Source organism: Streptococcus sp. ELY_137 (genome assembly GCF_058314515.1).
Genome location: NZ_JBZFUL010000005.1, coordinates 1 through 24,519, shown reverse-complemented (window position 1 = coordinate 24,519; position 24,519 = coordinate 1). Strand labels below are relative to the sequence as shown.

21 protein-coding genes are annotated in these 24,519 nt (G+C 42.9%); 1 reads left to right on the top strand and 20 read right to left on the bottom strand.

Annotation, left to right across the window (positions count from 1 at the left end):
- Window positions 1–154: 154 nt before the first annotated feature.
- The 11 genes from AC4HAO_RS05105 to AC4HAO_RS05055 form a co-directional block, all read right to left on the bottom strand.
- On the bottom strand, window positions 155–1,663 hold the full coding sequence (locus AC4HAO_RS05105) for a sensor histidine kinase (RefSeq protein ID WP_491134769.1): 1,509 nt from the start codon (window positions 1,661–1,663) through the stop codon (window positions 155–157).
- A complete protein-coding gene (locus tag AC4HAO_RS05100; protein ID WP_491134768.1) occupies window positions 1,599–2,294 on the bottom strand; it encodes a response regulator transcription factor in 696 nt (231 codons plus the stop codon). The genes AC4HAO_RS05105 and AC4HAO_RS05100 overlap by 65 nt, the downstream gene beginning before the upstream one ends.
- Before the next feature lie 371 nt (window positions 2,295–2,665).
- Window positions 2,666–2,791, bottom strand: a complete 126-nt coding sequence (locus tag AC4HAO_RS05095) for a hypothetical protein (protein ID WP_491092614.1) — start codon at window positions 2,789–2,791, stop codon at window positions 2,666–2,668.
- A 139-nt stretch (window positions 2,792–2,930) separates the two neighbouring features.
- Window positions 2,931–3,914, bottom strand: a complete 984-nt coding sequence (locus AC4HAO_RS05090; protein ID WP_491092615.1) for an aldo/keto reductase — start codon at window positions 3,912–3,914, stop codon at window positions 2,931–2,933.
- Window positions 3,915–4,052: 138 nt separating this feature from the next.
- Window positions 4,053–5,711 carry a sensor histidine kinase gene (locus AC4HAO_RS05085; RefSeq protein WP_491092616.1) on the bottom strand — a complete coding sequence of 553 codons (1,659 nt, stop codon included), beginning with the start codon at window positions 5,709–5,711 and terminating at the stop codon, window positions 4,053–4,055.
- Window positions 5,701–6,375 carry a winged helix-turn-helix domain-containing protein gene (locus tag AC4HAO_RS05080; protein WP_491092617.1) on the bottom strand — a complete coding sequence of 225 codons (675 nt, stop codon included), beginning with the start codon at window positions 6,373–6,375 and terminating at the stop codon, window positions 5,701–5,703. Before AC4HAO_RS05080 ends, AC4HAO_RS05085 begins: the two co-directional genes overlap by 11 nt.
- Window positions 6,372–6,938, bottom strand: coding sequence for a PhoU domain-containing protein (locus AC4HAO_RS05075; RefSeq protein ID WP_491134767.1), 567 nt, complete (start codon window positions 6,936–6,938; stop codon window positions 6,372–6,374). Before AC4HAO_RS05075 ends, AC4HAO_RS05080 begins: the two co-directional genes overlap by 4 nt.
- Window positions 6,938–7,687 carry a phosphate ABC transporter ATP-binding protein PstB gene (gene pstB / locus AC4HAO_RS05070; RefSeq protein ID WP_491134857.1) on the bottom strand — a complete coding sequence of 250 codons (750 nt, stop codon included), beginning with the start codon at window positions 7,685–7,687 and terminating at the stop codon, window positions 6,938–6,940. Before pstB ends, AC4HAO_RS05075 begins: the two co-directional genes overlap by 1 nt.
- The gene (gene pstA, locus AC4HAO_RS05065) at window positions 7,680–8,558 is read right to left on the bottom strand and encodes a phosphate ABC transporter permease PstA (protein ID WP_491092620.1); all 879 of its coding nucleotides are present in this window, start codon (window positions 8,556–8,558) and stop codon (window positions 7,680–7,682) included. Before pstA ends, pstB begins: the two co-directional genes overlap by 8 nt.
- Window positions 8,559–8,560: 2 nt before the next feature.
- Window positions 8,561–9,409 (bottom strand): phosphate ABC transporter permease subunit PstC, encoded by an 849-nt coding sequence (gene pstC / locus AC4HAO_RS05060; protein ID WP_491134766.1) that lies wholly within the window; start codon window positions 9,407–9,409, stop codon window positions 8,561–8,563.
- A gap of 10 nt (window positions 9,410–9,419) precedes the next feature.
- Complete coding sequence (locus tag AC4HAO_RS05055) at window positions 9,420–10,298, bottom strand: substrate-binding domain-containing protein (RefSeq protein WP_491134765.1); 879 nt, start codon at window positions 10,296–10,298, stop codon at window positions 9,420–9,422.
- Window positions 10,299–10,665: 367 nt separating this feature from the next.
- Between AC4HAO_RS05055 and AC4HAO_RS05050 the strand changes: the two genes are divergently transcribed.
- On the top strand, window positions 10,666–11,589 hold the full coding sequence (locus tag AC4HAO_RS05050; protein ID WP_491092623.1) for a phosphatase PAP2 family protein: 924 nt from the start codon (window positions 10,666–10,668) through the stop codon (window positions 11,587–11,589).
- Between the two features lie 380 nt (window positions 11,590–11,969).
- Here AC4HAO_RS05050 and AC4HAO_RS05045 read toward each other — a convergent pair whose 3' ends face one another.
- From AC4HAO_RS05045 to AC4HAO_RS05005, 9 genes are all read right to left on the bottom strand, one after another.
- Window positions 11,970–12,719 carry an ABC transporter permease gene (locus AC4HAO_RS05045; protein ID WP_491092624.1) on the bottom strand — a complete coding sequence of 250 codons (750 nt, stop codon included), beginning with the start codon at window positions 12,717–12,719 and terminating at the stop codon, window positions 11,970–11,972.
- Entirely contained in the window at window positions 12,716–13,441 is a 726-nt protein-coding gene (locus AC4HAO_RS05040; protein ID WP_491134764.1) for an ABC transporter ATP-binding protein, read from the bottom strand. Before AC4HAO_RS05040 ends, AC4HAO_RS05045 begins: the two co-directional genes overlap by 4 nt.
- A 165-nt stretch (window positions 13,442–13,606) precedes the next feature.
- Window positions 13,607–14,029 carry a helix-turn-helix domain-containing protein gene (locus AC4HAO_RS05035; RefSeq protein ID WP_491092626.1) on the bottom strand — a complete coding sequence of 141 codons (423 nt, stop codon included), beginning with the start codon at window positions 14,027–14,029 and terminating at the stop codon, window positions 13,607–13,609.
- 654 nt (window positions 14,030–14,683) lie between these two features.
- Complete coding sequence (gene thrS / locus AC4HAO_RS05030; protein WP_491134763.1) at window positions 14,684–16,636, bottom strand: threonine--tRNA ligase; 1,953 nt, start codon at window positions 16,634–16,636, stop codon at window positions 14,684–14,686.
- Between the two features lie 510 nt (window positions 16,637–17,146).
- Window positions 17,147–18,481, bottom strand: a complete 1,335-nt coding sequence (locus AC4HAO_RS05025; RefSeq protein WP_491092628.1) for a glycosyltransferase family 4 protein — start codon at window positions 18,479–18,481, stop codon at window positions 17,147–17,149.
- Between the two features lies 1 nt (window position 18,482).
- Entirely contained in the window at window positions 18,483–19,484 is a 1,002-nt protein-coding gene (locus tag AC4HAO_RS05020) for an LTA glycolipid anchor biosynthesis glycosyltransferase, IagA/BgsA family (protein ID WP_491134762.1), read from the bottom strand.
- Window positions 19,485–19,594: 110 nt separating this feature from the next.
- Window positions 19,595–21,058, bottom strand: a complete 1,464-nt coding sequence (locus AC4HAO_RS05015) for an alpha-amylase (RefSeq protein ID WP_491134856.1) — start codon at window positions 21,056–21,058, stop codon at window positions 19,595–19,597.
- Window positions 21,059–21,170: 112 nt separating this feature from the next.
- Window positions 21,171–22,172, bottom strand: coding sequence for a catabolite control protein A (ccpA, locus tag AC4HAO_RS05010; protein WP_491134761.1), 1,002 nt, complete (start codon window positions 22,170–22,172; stop codon window positions 21,171–21,173).
- Between the two features lie 289 nt (window positions 22,173–22,461).
- Entirely contained in the window at window positions 22,462–24,111 is a 1,650-nt protein-coding gene (locus AC4HAO_RS05005; protein WP_491134760.1) for a phosphoenolpyruvate carboxykinase (ATP), read from the bottom strand.
- Window positions 24,112–24,519 lie beyond the last annotated feature (408 nt).

The window sequence follows — 24,519 nt, the reverse complement described above, 5'->3', positions numbered from 1 at the left end:
TGTGTAAGGAAAGTGCGGCAAAACTGGGGCAAAAATAAAGGACCGAAAGTATCAGTCCTGAAGATAGATGGATAATGCTCTTGCCCAAAATTCAAAAACAAGGAAAGCAGGGCGAACACTAAAAAAACCAGAAAGTAAGTGAAACCGAAAGGACTCAACTTTTGTTTCCTCCTCTTTTAGGAAGTGTGACTGTAAAAAGCGTCTGCTTCACATCAGAATCCACAGCGATGCTGCCGCTATGGCCTTCGATAATTTCCTTAGCCAACGCCAGACCGATGCCGTGTTGGCCGCCCCTACCCTTATAAAACCGCTCAAAAATATGCTTTTGCTCTTCTTTGGCAATCATTTCACCATCATTGGCTATCTCTACTACGACGTTAGCTCCTGCTTCTCGGCCAGTCACTCTTATTTTTGAGCTAGCATAACGGACAGCATTGGCCAGAATATTGAGGAAGGCGCGCTCCAGCAAACCTTCATCACCCTCTAACTCTAGATGTTTTTGCGGGAATTCATGAATCATCTGGAGGCCTCTCTCATCTATTTTAGACTTTAAACGCCAGCTAGTATCATGAAGGAGCTGTTTTAAGTCTAAAGGTTCAAATTGAAAATGGCCTTGGATCATTTCCATCTTAGATATACTTAGTATATCATCGACTAAGTCGGTCATTCTAAGACTTTCTGCTAGGATAACATCTGCAGCCTGGGAACCATCCATGACACCTTCCTTGATGCCTTCTGCATAGCCTTGTATGGACATGAGGGGAGTCCTCAGTTCATGGGAAGCATTTTGAAAAAATAACTTTTGGCTGTATTGGTTGCGGTTAATCATGGTATTCATGGCCTCAACTGTTTGACCGACCTGATTAAATTCGCTGTAATCAAGCTGGGGACGAGCTAACTCTTGCTTACGCTGGCCTAATCCGACAACGTATTCCTTGAGGTGAACAAAGGAGATATCAACCTTTCTGGCCATAAGATAGATGAAAAACCAAGTGCAGCAGGCGACAAGGAGCATCAGGATAAGGAGGGTAAGGTTAATAATTCTCAGAAACTGCTGCATGGGCGTCGTATTGACAAAAACAAAAATATAGTAGGACTGTCCCTGGTTCGGCCTAGCAGTCTGCTTGACATAGTAGTCAGCCATTGTGCCCCTGTAGTTATCCATCATAACATGATACGTTTTTCCCTTGAGGGTGACTGCCATTGTATTAGCATCCATAAACCAATTTTTATGGTTATCATCATCAAAAATTTCCCAGTTATCATCGTGCTCTTGGAAATACTCCAAAAGTTCCTCAGTATCTAGGGTACTTGATACATCATCAATAGAATTGGACACGTAGGTCACATTTTCATTATTATCCATGATGAGATAAGTGCTTTGAAAAAGGTTGTCCCCGCCGCTGTCATGTGGGTGTTCACCAACGTACAACTGATTTAAAAAATGAAAGCGGCTCTCAACAGCTACCTCTGTCTCATGGTCAATAATATAGTGTACTGTCACATTAAAAATCACAAACAGCAGCGCAAAGGCTCCGATAATAATGGCTAAAGGCTGCAGGAAAAGAGCCGTCCTTAAACGATGCTCTTTTTTTCTTTTAAAGGGATTGTTCATCTTTAACCAGCTTAAAGCCGTAACCCCAAATTGTCTCAATACGGACATCGCATTCCACCTGTCTTAATTTTTTACGCAGACGCTTGACCGTATCATCTGTCACCCGCGTCTCCACATCACTAGTGTATCCCCAAACGGCTTCTAGCAGCTCTTCGCGCGATACAGTTTTTAAAGGCGAGGCTAGCAGGATTCTGAGCAGTTCGAATTCTGTATTGGTCAGCTTGATGGCATGATCTTGACAGAAGGCTGTACGTTCATCCAGAGATAAACGCAGACTGCCAAAGGATAAGATAGTCCTTGGTGACGACGCTAGGGCCTGCGATTGACGCGCCAAGATGGCTTTGACCCTCAGCACTAACTTAACAGGAGAAAACGGCTTGGTAAAGTAATCATCAGCTCCCCTATCAAAGCCAGCTATATAATCGCTGTCACTATCACGCGCTGTTAATAAAATAATAGGAACATCAGAACGTTCGCGAATTTTTTGGGCAATGTCGAAACCGCTGCTGCCCGGCATCATAACATCTAAGATAACAATATCTGCGGGCTCCTCGATAAAGTGTACAAAGAGCTGGTCGCCCGTTTCAAAACTGGCACTGTCAAAACCAGCATCGGACAGAAAGGTTTCCAACAAACTTCTAATATTTTTATCATCATCTGCTATATAAATCTTTGCCATCGCTGTCCTTTCTCATTTATTAAAACATAAAAGGGTAGGGCCACAAACAAGGGTAAGAGAAGGGGCAAGAAGAATCTTAGGGAACTACTGTTTTTAAAACCGTCCCTAGTTCCTGTTCATATTTTAGTTATTAAAAGGCCTACTAAGCAATCCAGACAAAAATGAGAATGTACAAAAAACAGCACTTTGTCTGGGGGCGATTTTGTCCTTTTTTAGCTCCTTATTTTTGATTTTTAAGCACAGAGAATCGGCAGTCCTCTCCCAGATTATCCCCCTTTTATGAAAATATGGGTTAAGTCACTCCCTAATGGTTAATCTGGGCAACCTCAGGAATTCTATTTTGAGTATAGACTAAGGCTGTCGGCAGCCGATTAGGGTTTCAAGTATTCAATAGGCTCAATAGACTGCTTCAGAGCATGAGCCAACTGGACAAAATAGGTTAATTCCATATTATCATATTTGTTAGCGAAATAGTCCAATAGGTGACCTTTTGCCACACTTTTGCCCTACTCTTACTAAAAAGAGCCCCTTACAGACTTGAACCGCACCCCAATCGTTAGATTTTTCGTCCAACTTTTGGGGGTCGGTACAAACTCTAGGGCTCTTTTTCTTCACTGGCATTTAAATCACTGTCCCTTAGTAGGCACCGCGAATATGTTCATGAACTGAGGACCAATAAAAGTCAGAAATTCTCTTGAGCTCGTCCTCAGAAAAAGGTTTGGTATCAGCAGCTTGAAGATTGGTATCAATCTGCTGCACTGATTTGAAGCCGGGGATAACACTGGTCACACCTGATTGCTGTAAAATCCATTTCAGGGCTGCATCGGCTAAGCTACCACGACCATCAGCTATCCATGCAAGGTCCTCAACTAATTCAATCGCTTTAGCAAAAGGCAAACCGCCAAAAGTCTCACCAACATTGAAGGCTGCTCCATCACGATTAAAATTACGGTGGTCATTTTCAGGAAAACGGCTATTCTTATTGTACTTACCCGTCAAAAGGCCACTGGCTAGGGGTACCCGGGCTAGAATACCGACATGCTTAGCGTCTGCTTGTGCAATCATGTTATCCAAGGGTTTTTGGCGCAGGATATTAAAAATCACCTGCAAACTGCTGGCAGCCGTATGCTCCAAAACAAACTTCCCTTGAGCATCTGTTTCAACACTGACACCGTAATAACGGATTTTACCCTCTTTTTTCAGGTCTTCCAAAACAGCAAACACGCCCATATTTTCTAGAACTTCGGTACTGGGACAATGTATCTGATAGAGATCAATACTGTCTGCTCCAAGGTGGTGCAGGCTGTCTTCACAGTAAGCTTTCACCTTATCATAAGTATAGTTGGACAAGTCTGCAAAATTATCGCGACGACCGAATTTAGTAGCGATATAAATCGTCTCTGAGCGCTCTTTTAAAAGCCGTCCCAGCAAACGCTCACTGCGGCCACTCCCGTAGACATCAGCAGTATCAAAGAAATTAACCCCTTTATCTACTGCATGATGGAGGGCCTTTATGGCTGCCTGTTCATCCACATTTCCCCAGTCTCCCCCAAGTGCCCAAGTTCCAAAGCTCACTTCACTGATCTTCATATCTGTGTCACCAAGCTGGTTGTATTTCATAATCCAGACCCCCGTATTTAAAAAATAAAACTATTTTTACGCTCATATTATAACACGACTTGTAAAAAAAGAGCTAGCAGAATCTAGCTAGCTTCTTGGTTATTCATAACGGTTTAGTTTATCTACCAGTGTCAAATTTTAGGAATTAGCGCTAAAGACGACTGTCATTTTGGTTCCTTTCTCAGGCTGACTGTTTACCGTAATTTTAGCATCATGGATCTGCAGGGCATGCTTGACAATAGATAGCCCTAAGCCAGTCCCACCAACTTTTTTGGAACGACTCTTATCAATACGGTAGAAACGCTCAAAAATACGGGAATGTTCTTTCTCCTCCATGCCAATGCCGCTATCTTCAACCTCTAGAATAGTGTGGTGAGCCTTTTGACTCAGGCGAATATCGACCTTACCGCCATGCTTGTTATATTTTATAGCATTGTCACATAGATTGTAGAGCAAGGATTCCATCAGAGGGAGGTTGGCCTTGATAATAGTTGACTGTCCTATTAAGTGAAGGTCAACATTCCTTTCTTGGGCCTTAGGTGTCAGCGTCTTTATAACACTCTCAGACACTTTGTAAAGATCAACCAGTTCTGTTTCGACCTGATCAGCTTCATCCAGGTGGGAGAGCTTGATAACATCTTCGACCAGCTGAATCATACGCTGTGACTCTTGATGAATCTTACCGGCAAACTTAGGAATATCCCTTTCTGCTACCATATTATTGGCTAGCATCTCTGAGTAACCTGAGATCACATGAAGCGGTGTCTTCAGCTCGTGGGAAACATTCGCACTAAACTCGCGACGCATTTGCTCAACCTGAAGTTGATCGGTAATGTCAAATAGTAAGAGAACCACTCCTGTTATCTGGTCATTGTCTTTGATAGGTCTCACCAACATGCGGTAAACAGACTGATCAAATTCGAGATAGCCATCTCCCTTTTGACCTGTGAGACCACGATCGATGAGTTGGTTAAGCTGGTAGTCACGAGACAGATCAATGATATCCTTGCTGATGCTGGTTTCGTCTGTCTCAAAGAGCTGTTGGGCTGCACTATTGATACTGATAATGCGGCGGTTTTTACCAAGGAGAACCATGCCTTCTTTGATTCGAGAAATAATCGTATCGAACTCTTGCTGATGCTGGTTCAAGAGATCTTCACGTTTACGAATTTCTTTTTGGTGATGGTCGATACGCCTGAGAAGAGGGGATAATTCTTCATAGGCATCGTTTTCTAAGGGCGCTTCCAGGTTCAATTTGTTAATTGGCTCAACTAGACGATTGGCCGTATAGCGAGCTACTGCAATCGATAAGAGTAAGGCTATTAAAACGACTAAGAAAATCGGTTGAATCATACGGATTAAGAGCAGTAAAACAGTATTCTGAGTTACCGATAGACGGATAACGGTTCCGTCTTCTAAGCGTTTGGCCCTGTAAAGAGAACGCTGGGTCATGGTTGAAGAATAGCGCGAGCTCTCTCCGTCTCCCTTTTTTAGAGCCTCTTTAAATTCCTTTCGATTGCTGTGATTTCCCATTTTTGCTGGTTCTTTTTCGCTGTCGTATAAAACAGCCCCTGACTGGTCAATCCAAGTCACCCGAATAGCAGAAGTGTCCAGCCTGTCGAAATACTCAGCGCCACTAAGATCAATCCCTTGTGCCACCAAGGCTGTCTCCGTGCGCAGTTGGTCAAATTGGTTGTTTGTGAAATAGCGATAGAGTACACCGAAAATCATCGCCAGAGAGGCTAGAAGAACTCCTAGAGCTGCTAGGAGGGTAGATGTAAAAATTTTACGGGTCATCAGTTACCTCCATGCGATAGCCAACGCCGCGAACGGTCTGGATATAGCTTCCACATTGTTTTAGCTTGGTGCGCAGAGTCCCAATATGGACATCAACTGTCCGAGTTTCCAGTATAGCTTGCGCCCCCCAAACCGCATCCAAGAGTTCCTGACGGCCGAATACACGTTTAGGGTTGCGCATCATTAACTCCAACAAGTCGAATTCCTTACGTGTTAATTCTAAGCGTTCCTGATTCATAAGAACCGTGTGACTTTGGTGATTGAGGCTAATCTGTCCCAGCTGCAGCAGGGACGATTTGGGAGCAGTCCGGCGCAAAACGGCCTTGATTCGAGAAATCAGCTCCATCATGCCAAACGGTTTAACCAAATAATCATCCGCCCCCAAATCCAATCCCTTCACTTTATCAAACTCTCTTCCTTTGGCTGTCGCCATAATAACCGGAACCTCTTGTGTTTGATAGTTTGTTTTGAGCTTTTCTAAGATACTAATACCATCTTCTTCCGGCAGCATGACATCCAATAGAATCAATTCGGGTTTCTGGATTTTCATGGCTTCCCAGAAGGAACCACTACTGGCAAATCCTTGAGCTTCAAAGCCTGCTGTATGCAGGGTATATAACACTAGTTCACGAATGTCCTCATCATCTTCAACGCAATAAATCATGCAGTATCTCCATCTAACTGTCCTGTGATTGAATAGAGAACCCATTTGGCAATGTTGACCGTGTGATCTCCGATACGCTCGACATATTTGGCGACCATCAGGAGATCGACCGCGTACTCGCCATCAGCATCCGGCTGAGAAAAATAGGTAATCAGTCTTTCTTTTATTGTATCAAATTGTTGATTAACCTGCTCATCCATGACGATAACTTGCTGGGCTTTGTGCCTGTCTTCATTTACAAAAGCATCGATACTCTCGGTTACCATCTTGGTGACACACTTTGTCATCTCTTGAAGAAGATCAACCTCTTGACCAGAGATAATATGCTTCTGAGCGATAATGGAAGCCATCTCACCTGACTGGGCACCGACACGTTTCATATCGTAGACCATTTTGAGGGCTGCAGAGATGCGGCGCGCTGTCTCTGCAACTTGTTCTGAGAGATGGAATTCATCCTCTTTTAGAATCTCAAATGACGTCGTGATGGCCTCTTCACATAGAGCCCCCATAACAATTAAATTCTTATTTAAATCGTTAAGCTGATGATCGAATTTTGAACGCATTAACCAAACCTCCCTGTGATGTAGTCTTCGGTCCGTTTATCCTTAGGGACTGAGAAAAGCTGACTAGTCCTATCGTATTCAATCAATTCTCCTGATAGGAAGAAGGCCGTCTTATCAGACACGCGCACTGCTTGCTGCATATTGTGGGTTACCATGACGATGGTGTAGTCTTTTTTTAACTCTAAGGCCAATTCTTCAATCTTAGCTGTAGAAACTGGGTCTAGTGCACTGGTTGGTTCATCCATAAGGAGGATTTCTGGTTCAATAGCCAGAGCACGAGCAATGCAAAGACGCTGCTGCTGACCACCCGAAAGACCTAAGGCGGACTTATTAAGGCGGTCCTTGACTTCATCCCAGATAGCGGCTTGACGAAGGGAATGTTCAACGATCTCATCCAATTTAGCCTTGTTGTGAACACCGTGAGAACGAGGTCCAAAAGCGATGTTATCATAAATACTCTTTGGGAATGGATTGGGCTTTTGAAAGACCATACCGACCTTTTTACGAAGGATATTGGTATCAACATCTTTGTAAATGTCCTCACCATCTAATGTTACTAATCCCTGGATATGACAGTTTTTGACTAGATCATTCATACGATTGAGACTCTTTAGGAGGGTTGATTTTCCGCAGCCTGAAGGACCAATGAAGGCTGTAATCTCACCTTTCGCAATAGTTAGCCCGATATCTTTAAGAGCATGATGGTCTCCGTAGTAGAGATTTAACTGATCGATTACTAATTTATTCACCATTGATACTTCTTTCTAGTTTTTTGGAAACCCATTCAGATAAGAGATTGATGATAATTACCAAGACCAGCAAAATCACCGCTGTTGCATAGGTCTGCTTGATATAAAGTCCCTCACCTGAGATGGCGTACATGTGGACGGCTAATGTTCTGGATGAACTGAAAACGCTCTTAGCAACTTCGGCTACAGTGCCTGCTGTAAAAATAAGGGCAGCAGATTCACCAACGATACGGCCGATCGCTAGGATAATCCCTGAGAAAATCCCAGCTGTTGCACTGGGCAAGACGATTTGAAAAATTGTACGTAGCTTACTGACTCCTAGTGCAAAACTTCCCTCACGGTAACTGTCGGGCACCGACAGCAGGGCTTCTTCTGTTGTTCTCATAACAACCGGCAAGACCATAACAGCTAGCGTAATGGCTCCAGAAAGTAGAGAAAGTCCCATATGCGCGTATTTCACAAAGAAAAGCGCACCGAACAAGCCGTAGATGATGGAGGGAATTCCAGCTAGGGTCTCTGTGGCAATTCGGATGACCGCTACAAAAGGATTGTCCCGTCTAGCATACTCCGTTAAATAGATAGAAGCCCCAACAGCCACAGGTATAGCAATCAGAAGGGCAAGGACTGTCATAAATAAAGTATTGATCAAGGCTGGCATCAAGGAGACATTCTTAGTATTGTAGGTCATCGCAAAAAGAGACGGCGTGATGTTGGGAATCCCCTTGATTAGAATATACCCCACGATAAATACAATAGCAACGGTCGTTACTGCAATTCCTAGATGAACTAAGAAACTGAGGAGCATAGACACAGGATCATTTTTATAAGCTTGCCACTTCTCGTAAAGTTGATTGTATTGTTTTCTTTTCATCCTTAGGACTTCTCTTTACGAATCAATGAAAAACTAACATTGATGATTAAAACAAAGATAAACAAGACGACAGCAGTCCCAATCAGGGCCTGTCTATGGAGGCCTGTTGAATAGCCCATTTCCATGACAATATTGGTCGTCAAGGTTCTGACACCTGAGGTGATAGAGGTGGGAATAATCGCTTGATTCCCTGCTACCATAATGACGGCCATAGTTTCACCAATGGCGCGGCCTAGCCCTAAAATAACGGCTGCTAAGATACTGCGCTTAGCTGCTGGCACCACGATAAAGAAGATACTGCGCTCATGTGAGGTTCCAAGCGCCAAACCTCCTTCATAGTAGGCATCCGGCACAGCTCGAATAGCCGTCTCTGACACCGTGATAATGGTTGGCAAAATCATAAGACCTAATAGGAGCGAAGCGGTCAAAACTCCTGTTCCCAGACTAAGCGTTTCCTGCCTGATAAAGGGCACTAAGACTACCAAGCCAAAGAAACCATAAACAACAGATGGGATTCCAGCCATAAGATTGATAGCCATTTTAAGTGGCTTATAGACTTTATCTGGGCAGAATTTAGCCATATAAATCGCGCTCAGAATACCGATTGGAACGCCCACTAGCAAAGCCCCAGCAGTCACATAGATAGAGCCTACGATCATAGGAAAAATACCGTAGAGATTATTGGCTGGCTGCCAAACCCTCCCAAATACAAAATTACCAAAACCTATTTTACTAATAGCAGGGAGACCACTTGAAAATAGAAAAATACAAATGAGAATGACGGATAAAACAGAAATACAGGCGGTAAGAAAGAATACCGCTTGCATAACTTTTTCTTTTGTCTGTGCCATCTAGAGCTCCTTATTTAGCGAGTGCATCCCAAGTCGTTGTCTTGCCTGTATAGATGTCCTTGACTTGGTCGCTGCTTAGGCCATCAATCTTGTTCTTTTTGTTGACAATGACAGCAATACCATCAAGAGCGATTGCTCTTGATTTAACACCCTTGGAAGTTTCAGACTTATCAAGCTCACGAGAAACCATGCCAATATCACAAGTCCCATCGACCGCGCTTGTCACACCAGTTGAGGAATCACTTTGTTGCACTTCAATGGTCACATCGGGATTTTCCTTGAGGTAGGCTTCCTTGAGTTTTTCCATAACGGGCGTCACCGAACTCGATCCAGCAATAACAATTTTTCCGCTTGCTCCAGAGGATTTGTAGGCCCCTGTATTGGATTGGGAAATATAGCCATTTTCTTCAACAACTTTTTGCCCATCTTCACTCATAATATAATCGATAAAATCTTGAGCCTGAGCGCTAACATCGTCCTTAGTCACAATATTAAACGGACGTGAAATCTTATAACTACCGTCCTTGACCGCCTCAGCACTGGCCTTTGTACCGTCAACTTCAAGAACTTTTACACTATCGTCAATAGATCCGAGCGACGCATATCCAATGGCAGTCTCATCACCAGCCACCGTTGTCAGCATGACAGAAGTTGAGTTGGTGACTGTCGCTTGATTGGTCGTCAAATCAGCCTTATCGCCATTATCTTTCTTCTCTTCGACACCAAATAATTCAATAAAAGCACCGCGTGTCCCTGAACCGTCTTCTCGGGTAATGATATTGATCGGTTGATTTGATGATGATTTAGCGCCACCGCCGCAGGCAGTCAGAACGCTTAAACTCGCTAGACCTGTTATTGCTAAAAGCAAAAGGCGTATTCGTTTCTTCATAATGGACTGTCTCTCCTCGTTTGTGTATTTGTTCCTTGAACAATTCTAATTGTACTTACCAAATATCAAATCTATTCCCTTATTTTTGTAAAGTTTTTGTAAAATCACGTGAGTCTCAAAAAATCAAAGACCAAACTAAGCGATGGGCTGCAAGCAGCTTACACTATCCAATGAAGAGTTTAAAACTGGAGATAAGACAAGCAACAGCTTGCACCACTGAAATAGGGAAAAAGCGGCGTTAATGGTATAGCAGTTTGACACTCAAAGAGTAGGACTTGTGATAATTTGCTTTTTCTTTACATAAGCTTGATTAGCATTTGATAGTCTTCTGCTATATTAGGACTATCAAATTTTTGAGAGGTATTCTATGTTAAATCTTAACCGTCAGGAAAAAGGCTTACTGACTATTGTCTATACTTGCACTGCTCTTTTATTGATTATCGCTAGCTTCTTCGACCAAGAAATATCCCAGCATCTAAGTAGCCAAAACTCCATCTTTGGAACACTTTTTCAAAATTTTGGAATGTTCCCAGAACCTATGGTTCTCTTTTTATCCGCTAATATTCTAGCTTTTGCAGGCTACCGTAACAGTCATTCCAATATCCTTAAAATAATTTTGATGGCAGCTGGACTCCTCCTGTCATTCTGGGCTATTTCTCATATGGTTGATGATTGGCTTTACTATGGATACAGTACAGCAGCCAACGTCAAGCAAGACCTCCCTATTGCTACGGCCAACAATGATACTGGTGGAGCTGTTCAATACTCGGCTCTCCTAAAATATGGCCTGAGCCTGCCTATCTGGGCAGTCGGAACCTTACCCGAATTCAGATGGCTCATCAAGCAAGACGCCAAGGCTATCAGCTACCTGATCAAGATCGCTCTCATCGGTATCGCCTTTCATTTCCTATCTGAAAGTATCATTGATAGCATGAAAGAAACTTGGGGACGTTTCAGACCCTACGAAGTTTTTCAAGAGACCGAGGGAGCCCATTTTACCAACTGGTGGCAAATCAATGGTGAAAACGGGCACCGGTCATTTCCTTCAGGCCATACCTTAGCTGGGATGAGTGCTATGTTTTTCCCCTTCTTTATCAGCCGCGATAACATCAAGGGACAAAAGCTTGCCACATGGATTGCTCTGACTTACGGTGCACTCATGGCTGTATCTCGTGTACGTGTTCAAGCCCACTTCTTATCTGACGTCTGTGTCAGTGCCATGATTACCTTCTTTGTAGTATTCGCTTTGACTAAGGTAGCTGGCTATCGCTTTATCGAAGATGAAGATTAGGCTACTAGTTCGTTTTTGAGAACAATATTGAAGATCACAAAAAGCCCTCGTGTTACTGATAAACTGGTAACACAAGGGCTTTTTGGCTTTCAAGAATACTAGGCCATCTTAATTCAGACTTGAGACGACTGTCTTATAAATAAGAGAGGGGGTTATTTCACTCCTTGCTAGCTTACTTGGAAAAATTTTTACTTGTAAAGTGTTCCTTAGCAACTCACGATTCTATCAGACATGACTTATGGGCAAACTCTCAAGTCAGAGGCCACCATTGCTGGCAGCTGTTGTAGGCGAAATCCTATGAAACCTTGTATAATAAGGTTTACTAGCACTTTGACTCTATTTCACATGCAGCGCAATTTCAGTTCCACTTTTGATTTGTTTTAGAGTTTATCACCACTCATGTTAGACTGAAAAACAATAATGGCAAATACAAAAATGGCTACTGTATAAATCATTACATTCAATAAATGAGGAAGTACATGATTAAAATGACCGTTTAAAGCTGACCGTATTATCTCTACGCTATGATAAAACGGTAGAATACTTGTTATTTTTTTGAAAGCACCACCTATTAAATCAATGGGAATAAATACGCCAGACAGCCACCCAGCAACATTCGTCAGCAAAGCTCCGCAAATACCACCAACCGCCTTGTCATTCACAAGACTGCCGCAAAATAATCCTATTCCTACAAACAACAAAGAAATCATGGCTGTTATAACAATCGTAAACAGGATACTAATCGTTATTTCAAGCCCAAAGGCTCCTGCTGCCAATAAGGTGATTGTTGCCTGTGCCATTGTCATCCCAAGCATGGGCAGAGTATAGCCCAAAATAAAATCTAATGCTGTCATAGGAGAGGTAAACAGCCGCACTAAAAAGGATGATGTGCGGTCTTTTGATAGCAACATCCCCGCAAATAGCGCCATAAATACGCTCCCAAACATTGCTAGACCTGGTGCAAGGTTTTCTATTTGAAACATCGTGTTGCCTGCTTCAGATGGAATAGCATCGTTGATAATAGACAGCAAAACTAACAGTACAATAGGAAATCCCAAACCGAAAAAGAAAGTGATGGGATCGCGCAAAATTTCTTTTGCATTCCGTTTTGCAAACAAAAACATTCTCATAGTACACCTCCTGAAAGCATAACAAAGGCGTCCTCCAGCTTTGTGGTTCCGGTTTTTGCTGTTAACTCCGGGATTGTCCCAACTGCTCTTAATTTTCCCTTTGCCATTATACCCACACGATCAGAGAGCATTTCTACCTCATCCATATAATGAGTTGTAAGGATAATGGTTACCTTTCCTTTTAAGGATTTAATCGATGTCCATAATTGACGGCGAGCCAGTACATCAAGCCCTAAAGTTGGTTCATCAAGAAATAAAATTTGTGGATTGGAAATGAGAGCCAGAGCAATAGAAAGTCTCCTTTGCATTCCTCCTGATAAGTGTTTGGCTTTTTTGGTCAATTCATTTGCCAAACCAAATTTTTTGGCTATCTCATAGGCATTTTCCTTTGCCGCTTTACGGTTTTGACCATATAGTCCCGCAATGAGCTCCAAATTTTCAAGAACTGATAAATTAGCGGCTACTGCTGTTTCCTGCGGAGAAATATTGATTTTTTCCTTGACGGCACGAGGGGTTGAAACAATACTGTCACCAAGCAGGAAAGCATCTCCACTGGTGGGCTTGGCTAAACAAGACAGCATTTTAATCGTTGTTGTCTTCCCCGCACCATTTACACCAAGCAAGGCAAACAATTCCCCCTGTTCGACCGTTAAATCAAGATTATCTACAGCAGTTATATTAGAATATGTTTTCGTAAGCTGTCTAGTGACAATAGCCTTCATTTTCTTCCTCCTTTGGTACAGTACTGGCAATAATATCTATAACATTTAAACTATCACGAACTTCTTTGAACATGACCAGTTGTCAATAGGCCGCCTAAACAAAATCATAGCAGCCAATCACATGCCAAAAGAATATCAAGGCTGCAAAACTAAGGCTCAAACTGGCTAATTTTTTTCATTCATTAACCCCATTTCTTCAAAAGCCTGAATAAAGAAATCGCTGTTTAACAAGGCTAAACCTTGATTGATATCACCTAAAACCATAAGGCTATCGCCTTTTTTAATGTTAAACACTTTTCTAGCCCGTACAGGAATGACAATTTGTCCCTTTTCACCAACCGTTACCGTTCCAAAGATATACTTTCCTTCCTTAGGTTTACCGGCAAAAAAAGAATCATCACCATTAACCAGCTCATCTAAGCTAATGTCAAAAATTTCTGCCAAACGGCTTGAAGAAATAATATCTGGTAAACTCTCTCCCAGTTCCCATTTACTAAGGGTTTGGCGGGATACTCCCACCTTTTCAGCTAATATTTCCTGAGAATAGCCTAACTTTTTTCTCAGTAGAAGAATCGTTTCACTAATCATACTTTTCTCACCTCTTTATAAGCCTATTATAGAGGCAATTTATTCGACTTTCAAGCAAGGTTGACTGGCAAAACAAGAAATTTTTGTTAAAAATCATAGCAAAAAAAGAAGCCCCACAGGACTTCTCAGGTTGTAGACAAACTCTATAGTTAGAATTTCACAAGCACACACATCTTGGGATAATATCAATTCACAATCTATAAGAAAAATAGGCGAGTTGAATGAGCCTGGCTCAGATACTTTCCACTGTAGCAAAAACGCCAGAAATGAGTCATTTCTGGCGTTCGGAGATTTTGAGACTTGGGCTCAAAATCTTAATTGAACACGGGCTGCGGATTGTGGCAAAAAGATGAGCCCGCCTAGAATCTTAACGATTCCGCGGCGCACTCCCTATTTTGCCTTTATCCGCAGACGCCCTTTGTATCTTGAACTTAGGTATCAAATTCCAAAGGAAGTCGCTGCGACGATTTCCGCTAGAAATCGATACTATTTCTAACGGCAATCTAATGCAAAACCTAGTCAAAAGCTATAGCGTTGGCGTTTGGTTTTGCCGTCCGCGCTACCTAAGGAAAGTATCATAACACAATAGTTCTTTTGATAAAAATTGACTTTTTCTTCAGTTTGAGAAGCCCCGCAGGACTTCTCTTCTTTATCTTATTTTGCTTCTTCGCTTGGACGCGATTTTCTTGCGATATCCGCTAAGATGTTTTCAACAAATTCATCCAGAGCTTCGGTATGGGTCTGCTTGCTGCCGTAACGGCGGACGTTAACCGACTTGTCTGCCATCTCCTTGTCACCAACGATTAATTGATAAGGGACTTTTTGGGTTTGGCTTTGGCGAATCTTATACTGCATTTTTTCATTACGCTCGTCCACTTCCACGCGGATACCGCGGTCACGCAAAATCTTTGCCACTTCCCAAGCATAATCGGCATGGGCTTCATTGGAAATCGGGATAACCGTTACTTGTTGCGGTGCCAGCCAGGTTGGAAAGGCACCCTTGTAAGTCTCAATCAGGATGGCTGTAAAGCGCTCCATGGTAGAGATAACCCCGCGGTGGATCATGACTGGACGGTGCTCTTCGCCATCAGCACCCGTATATTTGAGATCGAAGCGCTCTGGCAGGAGGAAGTCCAATTGAATGGTTGAGAGAGTTTCTTCATTGCCTAGAGCAGTTTTCACTTGGATATCAAGCTTAGGACCGTAAAAGGCAGCCTCTCCTTCTGCTTCGAAGTAGTCTAAGCCCATGTCATCCATGGCACCTTTGAGCATGCTTTGAGCATTTTCCCACATCTCATCGTTATCATAGTATTTGTGGGTATCCTTAGGATCACGGTAGGACAAGCGGAAACGGTAGTCCGTCAGATTGAAATCTTCGTAGACATCAATGATGAGCTGAAGGGTCTTCTTGAATTCGTCTTGGATTTGCTCCGGCGCAACGAAGGTATGACCATCGTTGAGGGTCATTTCCCGCACCCGTTGCAGACCCGTGAGGGCACCAGATTTTTCGTAGCGGTGCATCATACCCAGCTCCGCAATACGAATCGGCAATTCACGGTAGGAACGCACATGATTTTTGTAAACTTGGATGTGGTGGGGGCAGTTCATTGGTCGTAAAACAAATTCTTCCCCGTCACCCATATCCATGGTTGGAAACATGTCCTCACGGTAGTGATCCCAGTGTCCAGAAGTCTTGTAGAGGTCAACAGACGCTACTGGCGGCGTATAAACGTGCTGATAGCCAGCTGCCAACTCTTTATCAGTGATATAGCGCTCCAAAATGCGACGGATAGTCGCTCCATTTGGCAGCCAGAAAGGCAGACCTTGTCCGACTTCTTGGGAAATCATGAAGAGATCAAGTTCTTTACCAAGTTTACGGTGGTCACACTCTTTAGCTTCTTCTAGGCGTTTGAGGTAAGCTTTGAGATCTTTCTTGTCAAACCAAGCTGTACCGTAAATCCGCTGCATCATAGCATTGTCGCTGTTTCCGCGCCAGTAAGCACCTGCTACATTGAGCAGGTGGAAGACTTGAATGCGACCAGTTGATGGTACGTGTGGACCGCGGCAGAGGTCGACATATTCGCCTTGATGGTAAATCGTCAAACCGCCTTCATCTTCTGAGTGCTCCTCAATGAGTTCGAGCTTGTAAGGATCGTTTTTAAAGATTTCACGCGCCTCATCTTTAGTTACTTCTTCACGAATAGATGGGAAATTTTCTTTAACGATCTTCTTCATTTCCTCTTCGATACGCGGCAGGTCTTCGTTTGAGATTTGGCCGGCTTCGTTATCGGTATCGTAGTAAAAACCATCTTCAATAGCCGGACCAACACCCAAATGAATATCTGGGAAAAGGCGGCGGGCCGCTTGGGCAAAGAGGTGGGCAGCAGAGTGACGAAGAATTGGCAGAGCATCTTCGTGATCAGGTGTCACGATTTCTAGACTGCCGTCTTGGGTAATCGCACGGGTCGTATCGATCAGTTTGCCATTGAGCTTACCAGCCAAGGCCTTCTTAGCAAGAGAGTTGCTGATGCTTTGAGCAATTTCAACAGTTGTTACACCAGATTCAAATTCGCGCACAGCGCCATCTGGAAAAGTAATTTTTACCATTTTGGTCTCCTTTTTTATGAATCATGTTAATTTCTCTCGATTTTTTGTGGTGATTTTTGTTGAAAGAATCACCGTGCAAACCGTCTCTTTTTGTATCATACATTTGAACTCGGGACTATTTCCCTCGAGAAAAAGATAATCTTCCTTGTATACAAGCATCCTAGGGCAGATTTCTATTTTCTTGTCGGGAAATTTCGATATACGAACCGTCCTTTTTGTATCATATAAAAAAGCGCCATCCTCAAAGGACGTCGCAACGTGGTTCCACCTTCATTTATTCACGACAAAAAGTCATGAACCTCATGTTTGGCGATAAGGGAACCACCCTTTTATGTTTGCATAAAATCTAGGAAGGAGTATTCCTTGATAGGTCTGCGCTTTCTCACCAACCAAGCGCTCGCTAGAAGACCAAACACAAGAAACTTATCTTCGCTCTTTATTATAGCAGGAATTGATTTTATTTCAAGACAAGTCATACATTTTATGAACCTCAAAATATTAATGAGAAACCTAGTTCAAAAATTCCCAGATTGACTTGACCATTTTGCTCGGGACCTTGACAGCCTTACGCGATGTCTTGACGGTGGTCTGTACTGCTTTTTTAGGCAGGCGGACAGCTGATTTAGCTAAACGAATCGAGCGATCTGTCGGACTGCCCTCAACCGTTAGGGAGAACTTGCTCGAACGGTGAGTCGAGTAGGAAATCAGCATATCTAGGTAAAATTCATAGACAGACTTACCAAAGTGCTGGGCTGATACTTCATAGCGCTTGCGCTCCAGCTGTTCCGGCGTTAAATCCGGTGTCACAGCAATGGCATCCAAAATGGTATCAGCCAGATCAACCTCATGATAAAACAAGCTGCCAAACATCCGATTGGTAATCAAATCATCCAGATAAGGATTGCCGTGAGCGATAATCGGTGTTCCCATGGCCAGGCTTTCAATATAGGTCAAGCCTTGAGTTTCACTAGTCGAAGCACTGATAAAAAAGTCAGCTGCTCTGTAGTAAATAGTCGTCTGCTCATGAGGAATCATGCCAGTAAAAATAACAGCATCCGTCATATTTAGGATTTCAGTTTGCTTTTTTAAATCATCCAGATAAGGGCCATCACCAACAATAACCAGCTTCACTTTTTCATCTTCTGCCAAGACTTGGGGCAGAGCAGCGAGAACAGCTTGGATATTCTTTTCCGATGAGATTCGTGACAGGCTGAGCAACATGGTCTCATCGCTGGCAATGCCTAACTCCTGCCGCAAAGCAGCCGTCTCATCATTACTGATACTGTCGTAGACAAAATTTTCCAAGGGGATTCCAGTCGGAATGATGCGTTTAGGGATTTTAACACCATAGCCATCCAAGAGGTTAAGCACAATACGACTGGGGCAAATAACTCCATCTAGGTCATTGAGAAAGCCGCGCATAATATATTTAACCATGCTGGGACGAATCAGCTTACCCTTGGCAATATAGTCAACATAATCCTCATACTGGGTATGGTAAGTATGGACAACCGGAATATGCAGGGCAGAACCAACCCATTTTCCTAAAAGACCAAGACTGAACTCCGTTTGAGTATGAATAATATCTAAATTATATTCCTTAGCAATTTTATAAGTCGTCATCAGGCCTCGGTAGACTACCCGCCGCTCTGAAAAGGACACAAATGGGACACTAGGTAGACGGATAATCGTGGGATCTTCATAACGTTTTACCCCCTTATCTGTCCCTGTAAAAATGTAAACTTCATGCCCCATAGCCTCTAAGACTTCTTTTAAGGTGCGAGTGCTAGTGGCGACACCAGATACTTGGGGAAAATATGTATCAGTAAATAAACCTATTCTCATGTTATAGCTCCATAACCTTTTGATAAACGGCAGCTAATTCTCTTGAAATATTTTCAATCGAACGACTTTTAGCAACTTCGTAGCCAGCTGCCGTTTTATCAATATCACCATTAATCGTGCGGTAGAGGCTGTCAACAAATTCTTCATTGCTGTGACATAGCTCAGCCGCTTCTTCAGTGAGCCAGCCTCGATAGACGGGAATATCCCGTAACACTACTGACTGGTAGCTTGCCAGAGCCTCTAGGACAACGATACCTTCCGTTTCTTCATAAGATGGGAAAAAGAAGACATCTGCTCCGCTCATGGCTCCTTCAAAAATATCTCCTTTGAAATAGCCGGGGAATAGAACATTATCGGGATGGTCCTTTTCTACAACTTTACGAATATCTGCTGGTATCACTAGTTCATTGATCTTGCCAAACCAAATAAAGCGAACCTCAGGCATGTCTTGAGCCACTTTGACAAAATCAAAGATTCCTTTGCGTTTAAAATAAAGACCAGCTGAGATAACGACCTTCTGTCCTTCCTCAATGTGAAAATAGTCCCGGAAGGCTCTTTCCTTTTCTGGGTCAGGCTGATAGTTGGCCAGATTAATCCCATTTGAAACTGCACTGATAGGGGTTGTAACTCCATAATTTTCAATCAGTGATTTTGAATAATCTGACGGTGTGATAATGTAATCTGCCGCCTGATAAATGCGCTTTAGATATGTCTTGAACACAGGGGCTACTAGATTTGACCCAATAAAAGAGTTCCTAAAATCCTCCATGGTCGAGTGGCCGTGGACAATGACTTTCTTCCCCTGCTTTTTAGCGGTATTTAAAAGGGCCAGACTTTTTGGTCCGTAGGTATTGATGTGGACAATATCATAGTCCCCATCTTTAGGGTCGGTCGTGTAGGGAATTCTAGCTATCTCCAGCGCTTGCTGCTGGTGCTTGATTGCCCGACCGATACCTGATTTCCCAATCAGGTTCTCCCCTTCAAGATACAGTAATACTTTCATAGTCTCTATTATAGCCTATTTTGAGGTAAAATTCATGATCCACTAAAAAAATCAGCCCAAAGGCTGATTATGAGCCGTTAATATAGAAAGAAGGGCAGGCCAATACTAGCTTACACAAAGGTTTCTTGGTTAACCCAGACGGATAAAGACTGGTCTTGAACAGGGAAGTCTGCCCAGCCTTCTTCATCAAGCTCAATAGGTTCACAGTAGGTGCCCATCAAATCAACAAAGCTTTTACCAGCATTGTAGCTTCCCATATTCATGCGTTTAGAGGTGGCTGGACCATTGCTGATGACGACAGCTACTCCTTCAGGGTGCCGATCATCACCGCGGTTGACCCAACCGATACAGTTGGCATCATCAAAATAATCAACTTGCTCACCATAAACATGACTGCACCGGACATAGAGCAGAGTATCTAATTCATCTCCAAAGGATCGCTGGGCAAAATCACCCGAGATTCCGTAGTAATCTCCATAGAAGACGCAAGGCAGACCCTCTTGGCGCAGTAAGATAAGAGCATAGGCTGCAGGTTTAAACCACTCCTCAACACAGGATTCTAAGGCTTGACCACGCTGGGAATCGTGATTATCAACAAAAGTGACCGCAAAGGTTGGGGCATTCTGCATAAGGCTGCCTTCTAAAACATGGCTAAGATCATAATTTTCCCTTTGCTGGCTGGCCTCAAAAAGATTCATGTGAAGAACGACATCAACTAAATCAAAAGTTCCCTTCGTCTCAGTAATATAGTCTAGGTTAGCCTGAGCGTCGTTTTTCCAGTACTCTGCAAACACATAGAGATCCGATTTAACATTCCTTTGAATATCAGCAATGAAATCAGTCATAAAATCAGCCTTAATATGCTTGACGGCATCTAGTCGGAAACCTGAGACCTGACTGGTTTCCAAAAACCACCGAACCCAAGATTTCAGCTCAGCCACTACCTCTGGATGTTCAAAATCAATATCATCAAACATAAGGTAGTCGTAATTACCATTTTCATCATCGACTTGATGGCTATCCGCCCAGCCTTTATTAACCCCCTGAATTCTGTAGATACCGCGCTGAGCGCTTCGGGCATCGTAGTCCACACCAGTGAAATGATACCAGTGCCATTTAAAGTCACTGTAGGTATTGCCACGTCCAGGGAAGTCAAAACCGGTCCAAGCTTCAATTTCAAAGGTATCCGAAACTTCTTCCATACGATTGTCAGGATTGACCTGAATCACATCAAAGCGCTCTCGCTTGTCACCGCCAGCCTTATGGTTCAAGACGATATCTGCCATGGTTTTAATTCCCAAATTTTCAAGGGTCTCAATGGCTTTAAGGTAATCATCCTTACTGCCATACTTGGTGACAACCGTTCCTTTCTGGTCAAATTCACCTAGATCATAAAGATCATATACCCCATAGCCAACATCATTAAAGCCGGTTCCCTTAAAAGCAGGCGGCAGCCATACCATGCTAATGCCAATTTCTTTTAAATGCTGGGCTTCCTCGGTCAACCGCTGCCAATGCTTGCCGTCAGCTGGCAGATACCATTCAAAATACTGCATTAAGGTGTTATTTATCATCATTTTCTCCCCTATATAAGCTGATAAGCTGTGACCATTATAGCAGATTCCAAATAAAAATACAGGATATTAAAAAACCGTTCACTATGAGCGGCTTTTTAATCTGATAGAGTTATTTACTAGAGTCACGCTTAGTAATACTGTGATTGAGAGTGATATCGTGCTCATCCAGCTCTTCCTTGTTCATAATTTTGGTTAACATACGCATACTAACAGCCCCTAAATCGTAAATAGGCTGGCTGATGGAGCTGAGATTGGGGCGGGTATACTTCACAATCGGAGAGTCGTTGCTAGTAATAATTTCAAAGTCATCAGGAATAGATTCACCAGCTGCAAACAGACCATTTAAGAGTCCAGCTGCCAATTCATCTTCACCAACGTAAGCAGCTGTCGCACCTGAGTTAAGGACACGTTCTGCCAGAGCGTAGCCATCTTCATATCTATATTTGGCTTCAAAAATAAGACTTTCTTGGAATTTCAATCCTGCTGCCTGAAGGCCGGATTTATAGCCGGACAAACGAACCTTACCATTAATATCATCAATTAAGGGACCAGATACAAAAGCGATATTCTGGTGCCGCTTGGCCAAATTAGCAACCACATCCTCCGCTGCTGCCTCGTCATCAATCGTAACACTCGGAAATTGCTTATCCAAATCAATTGTCCCTGCTAAGACAACTGGCGTACGGGAACGCGAAAATTCCAGACGTACCTTGTCAGTCAGACGATGCCCCATAAAAATGATTCCATCTACTTGTTTGGCAAAAAGGGTATTGATGACATTAACTTCATTATCATCGTCTTCATCACTGGAGGCCAGTACAATATTGTACTTATACATGGAGGCAATATCATCAATCCCCTTGGCCAAAATAGAAAAGTAACTGTTAGCGATATTGGGAATAACAACACCAACGGTTGTCGTCTTCTTACTGGCTAAACCGCGCGCTACAGCATTTGGCCGATAATCTAAGCGATCAATAACTTCTAAGACCTTTTTACGAGTTTTTTCTTTAACGTTTTTATTGCCATTGACAACGCGGCTGACTGTTGCCATGGATACACCAGCTTCACGGGCTACATCATAAATAGTAATAGTATCATCAGTGTTCATGTGGGCTCTCCCTTCTATATGAAAATCACGCTTTCACGATTTATATTATCACATATTGTAAACACTTTCAATAATTATAACTCAATTTTTGAAATTTTTGTATGCCCTTTCAAAAAAACATCAACTTGAGCGCTATTATCTTAAAAACATATAAAATCATCGGGATAGCCTCATGACAGAAGAGGAGGGGCTTCTTTATCAGAAAATGACAAAGCCCCCACCAAACTAATAGGGGGGACTGTCTTGGGTTTGTTAGCGATAATAACAGTTTTTTCAACTGAAGCAAAAGCTAGTTAAGACTTTTCAGTACTGCTTCCATTTGAGAAATAGCTTGAGCTGGCAGAGCATTTTCAGGATTTTCTTGATTGAAGGAACTTAAAAAGTCTCTTCTGACCTGCATTCTTTCTCGAATTAGCTGCTTGTAATCATCACCAAAATCTGGTACCTGATAGCCTTCTAGCTCTAGGTAAGATAGGCCAGATAAAGAACCAAAGGATTTGAAGTCACCTTTACCTTCAACAACATGTTCAATAATATCTAGCGAAACTTCTTTAGGAATGGCTTGGCCCATGTACTGCCCTGTATTGATAATATAACAGTCAACACCGGATTCAAAGAGTGTTCTAAATTTTTGAAAATCCTCTGCTAGAGGATAAACGCGGAAAGGATTAGCGAACGGCTCAATAATCAAGTCCTTCTGATTGCCCTTGGTATTTTCAGCACTGGAGCGTTTCGTCATCAAAGTACAACCCATAGTCGTCGCTAGGACAGGGTCATCAATTTTCACCAATGGCGGAAGACTATCATCCTTCATGATCCAAAAGATAGCCTTGATGGGGTCACTAATACGGTCCACACGGTTAGGAGTTGAGTAGCGAGACTTCACAGTCCGTCCATTACCATTGCGAATATCTTCTGTTACGAGTTTTTTATGCCCTTCTTGATCCAGAGTCACACCGCAATTCTGTACAGTTATAAAGTAATCCTGCTCCTTATGGCCTGTCGGATAATCGTTTGTTTTATCAAAATACGAAGGTTCTAAGGCAATTGAAGAGCCATCTGCCGTTGAGATAACAAAAGCATCATCATGAAGTACTTCAATATCATACTTATCATCATGCTTAGCATGGGTCAGCGTAGACTTACCAGAACCTGACAGACCAAAGAAGGAAGCGACAAAATTGTTGGAGCTACCAGTTTCTTTTTCTCTGAAAATTTTTAAACCACCATGGCAGGCTACATAGCCATTTCTAGCAGCTGTACTCCAAGCTAGAGTCAAAGTCGACTTCTTTAACTCCCCAAAATAGCGCAAGCCCAGAATTATAGCACAGTTGTGCTGGACATCAAAGTAGACTAAGCCATCTGGATAATCCGGGTGAGTCCATTCAGGATCAAAAAAGATAAAAATATCATCCTCATCATAGATCTTGGAAGCGGTCAAACGCTTATTAAATTCTTCATCTAATATTTGGAAGTTGAGCAGCCAAGAATAGAGGTTGGGAATCTCATCTTCTGGGACCATAAGGTGGGCACGAACCATAAATTCTTCATCCAGACCTACCACAGCATCAGCACGATAAAAGGCTTTCCTGTGAGCCTGCCAAACTGCCTCGCGTACAATAGGCTGCAGCGTTTGATCCTCTTTGGAATCGCGGCCATAAATGCGTCTGGCTCTCGCTGTACGGCCTACAATAGCCCCAGAATTAGTCAGCAAGACACGCGCATCAGAAGGTAACCCCAGCTCCTGTGTGTGGGCTACTGGCATGTCTAAAACGACTGTTCCTGCCGCTTTTGAAGCAAGTTCATAAGCTTTTTCTAAACTCTCAACAGACTTAACCTGATTTTCGTAAAAAGCTGTCTCGATAATTGTTTTCAAGGATGAGAAATAAGGCGTATTCGCTCGCATTTCTGCATCGGTAAATTTCTGGCGTGTTGACATATGGCATCCTCCTTATATTAAGATACTAAGAGCGTCCGCGGATCAAGCAAAAATAGGAGGTTCGACGAAGACGCTGGCGTCTAGGAAGAAACTATCTTTTTTGCACAAGCCGCAGCCCGTGTTCAATTATTAAGATACTAAGCCGTTAAGCGACTCAAAGAAATTTAGGGAGCCTGACGAAGAATCGCTGAAGATTCTAGGAAAGCGAGTCTAATTTCACAGAGTCGTAGGCGAGTTCAATTACTAAGATACTAAGCCGTTAAGCGACTCAAAGAAATTTAGAGAGCCTGACGAAGAATCGCTGAAGATTCTAGGAAAGCGAGTCTAATTTCACAGAGTCGTAGGCGAGTTCAATTACCAAGATACTAAGCCGTTAAGCGACTCAAAGAAATTTAGAGAGCCTGACGA

Bases quoted from the DNA above. Each gene is read 5' to 3' on its own strand.
- AC4HAO_RS05025 (WP_491092628.1), bottom strand. From the start codon at position 18,481: ATGAGAATAGGTTTATTTACTGATACATATTTTCCCCAAGTATCTGGT.
- AC4HAO_RS05005 (WP_491134760.1), bottom strand. From the start codon at position 24,111: ATGTCAACACGCCAGAAATTTACCGATGCAGAAATGCGAGCGAATACG.
- ccpA (WP_491134761.1), bottom strand. From the start codon at position 22,172: ATGAACACTGATGATACTATTACTATTTATGATGTAGCCCGTGAAGCT.
- AC4HAO_RS05100 (WP_491134768.1), bottom strand. From the start codon at position 2,294: ATGGCAAAGATTTATATAGCAGATGATGATAAAAATATTAGAAGTTTG.
- pstC (WP_491134766.1), bottom strand. From the start codon at position 9,409: ATGGCACAGACAAAAGAAAAAGTTATGCAAGCGGTATTCTTTCTTACC.
- AC4HAO_RS05040 (WP_491134764.1), bottom strand. From the start codon at position 13,441: ATGAAGGCTATTGTCACTAGACAGCTTACGAAAACATATTCTAATATA.
- AC4HAO_RS05090 (WP_491092615.1), bottom strand. From the start codon at position 3,914: ATGAAATACAACCAGCTTGGTGACACAGATATGAAGATCAGTGAAGTG.
- AC4HAO_RS05075 (WP_491134767.1), bottom strand. From the start codon at position 6,938: ATGCGTTCAAAATTCGATCATCAGCTTAACGATTTAAATAAGAATTTA.
- AC4HAO_RS05035 (WP_491092626.1), bottom strand. From the start codon at position 14,029: ATGATTAGTGAAACGATTCTTCTACTGAGAAAAAAGTTAGGCTATTCT.
- AC4HAO_RS05055 (WP_491134765.1), bottom strand. From the start codon at position 10,298: ATGAAGAAACGAATACGCCTTTTGCTTTTAGCAATAACAGGTCTAGCG.
- AC4HAO_RS05050 (WP_491092623.1), top strand. From the start codon at position 10,666: ATGTTAAATCTTAACCGTCAGGAAAAAGGCTTACTGACTATTGTCTAT.
- AC4HAO_RS05085 (WP_491092616.1), bottom strand. From the start codon at position 5,711: ATGACCCGTAAAATTTTTACATCTACCCTCCTAGCAGCTCTAGGAGTT.
- thrS (WP_491134763.1), bottom strand. From the start codon at position 16,636: ATGGTAAAAATTACTTTTCCAGATGGCGCTGTGCGCGAATTTGAATCT.
- pstA (WP_491092620.1), bottom strand. From the start codon at position 8,558: ATGAAAAGAAAACAATACAATCAACTTTACGAGAAGTGGCAAGCTTAT.
- AC4HAO_RS05045 (WP_491092624.1), bottom strand. From the start codon at position 12,719: ATGAGAATGTTTTTGTTTGCAAAACGGAATGCAAAAGAAATTTTGCGC.
- AC4HAO_RS05080 (WP_491092617.1), bottom strand. From the start codon at position 6,375: ATGATTTATTGCGTTGAAGATGATGAGGACATTCGTGAACTAGTGTTA.
- AC4HAO_RS05105 (WP_491134769.1), bottom strand. From the start codon at position 1,663: ATGTCCGTATTGAGACAATTTGGGGTTACGGCTTTAAGCTGGTTAAAG.
- AC4HAO_RS05015 (WP_491134856.1), bottom strand. From the start codon at position 21,058: ATGATAAATAACACCTTAATGCAGTATTTTGAATGGTATCTGCCAGCT.
- AC4HAO_RS05020 (WP_491134762.1), bottom strand. From the start codon at position 19,484: ATGAAAGTATTACTGTATCTTGAAGGGGAGAACCTGATTGGGAAATCA.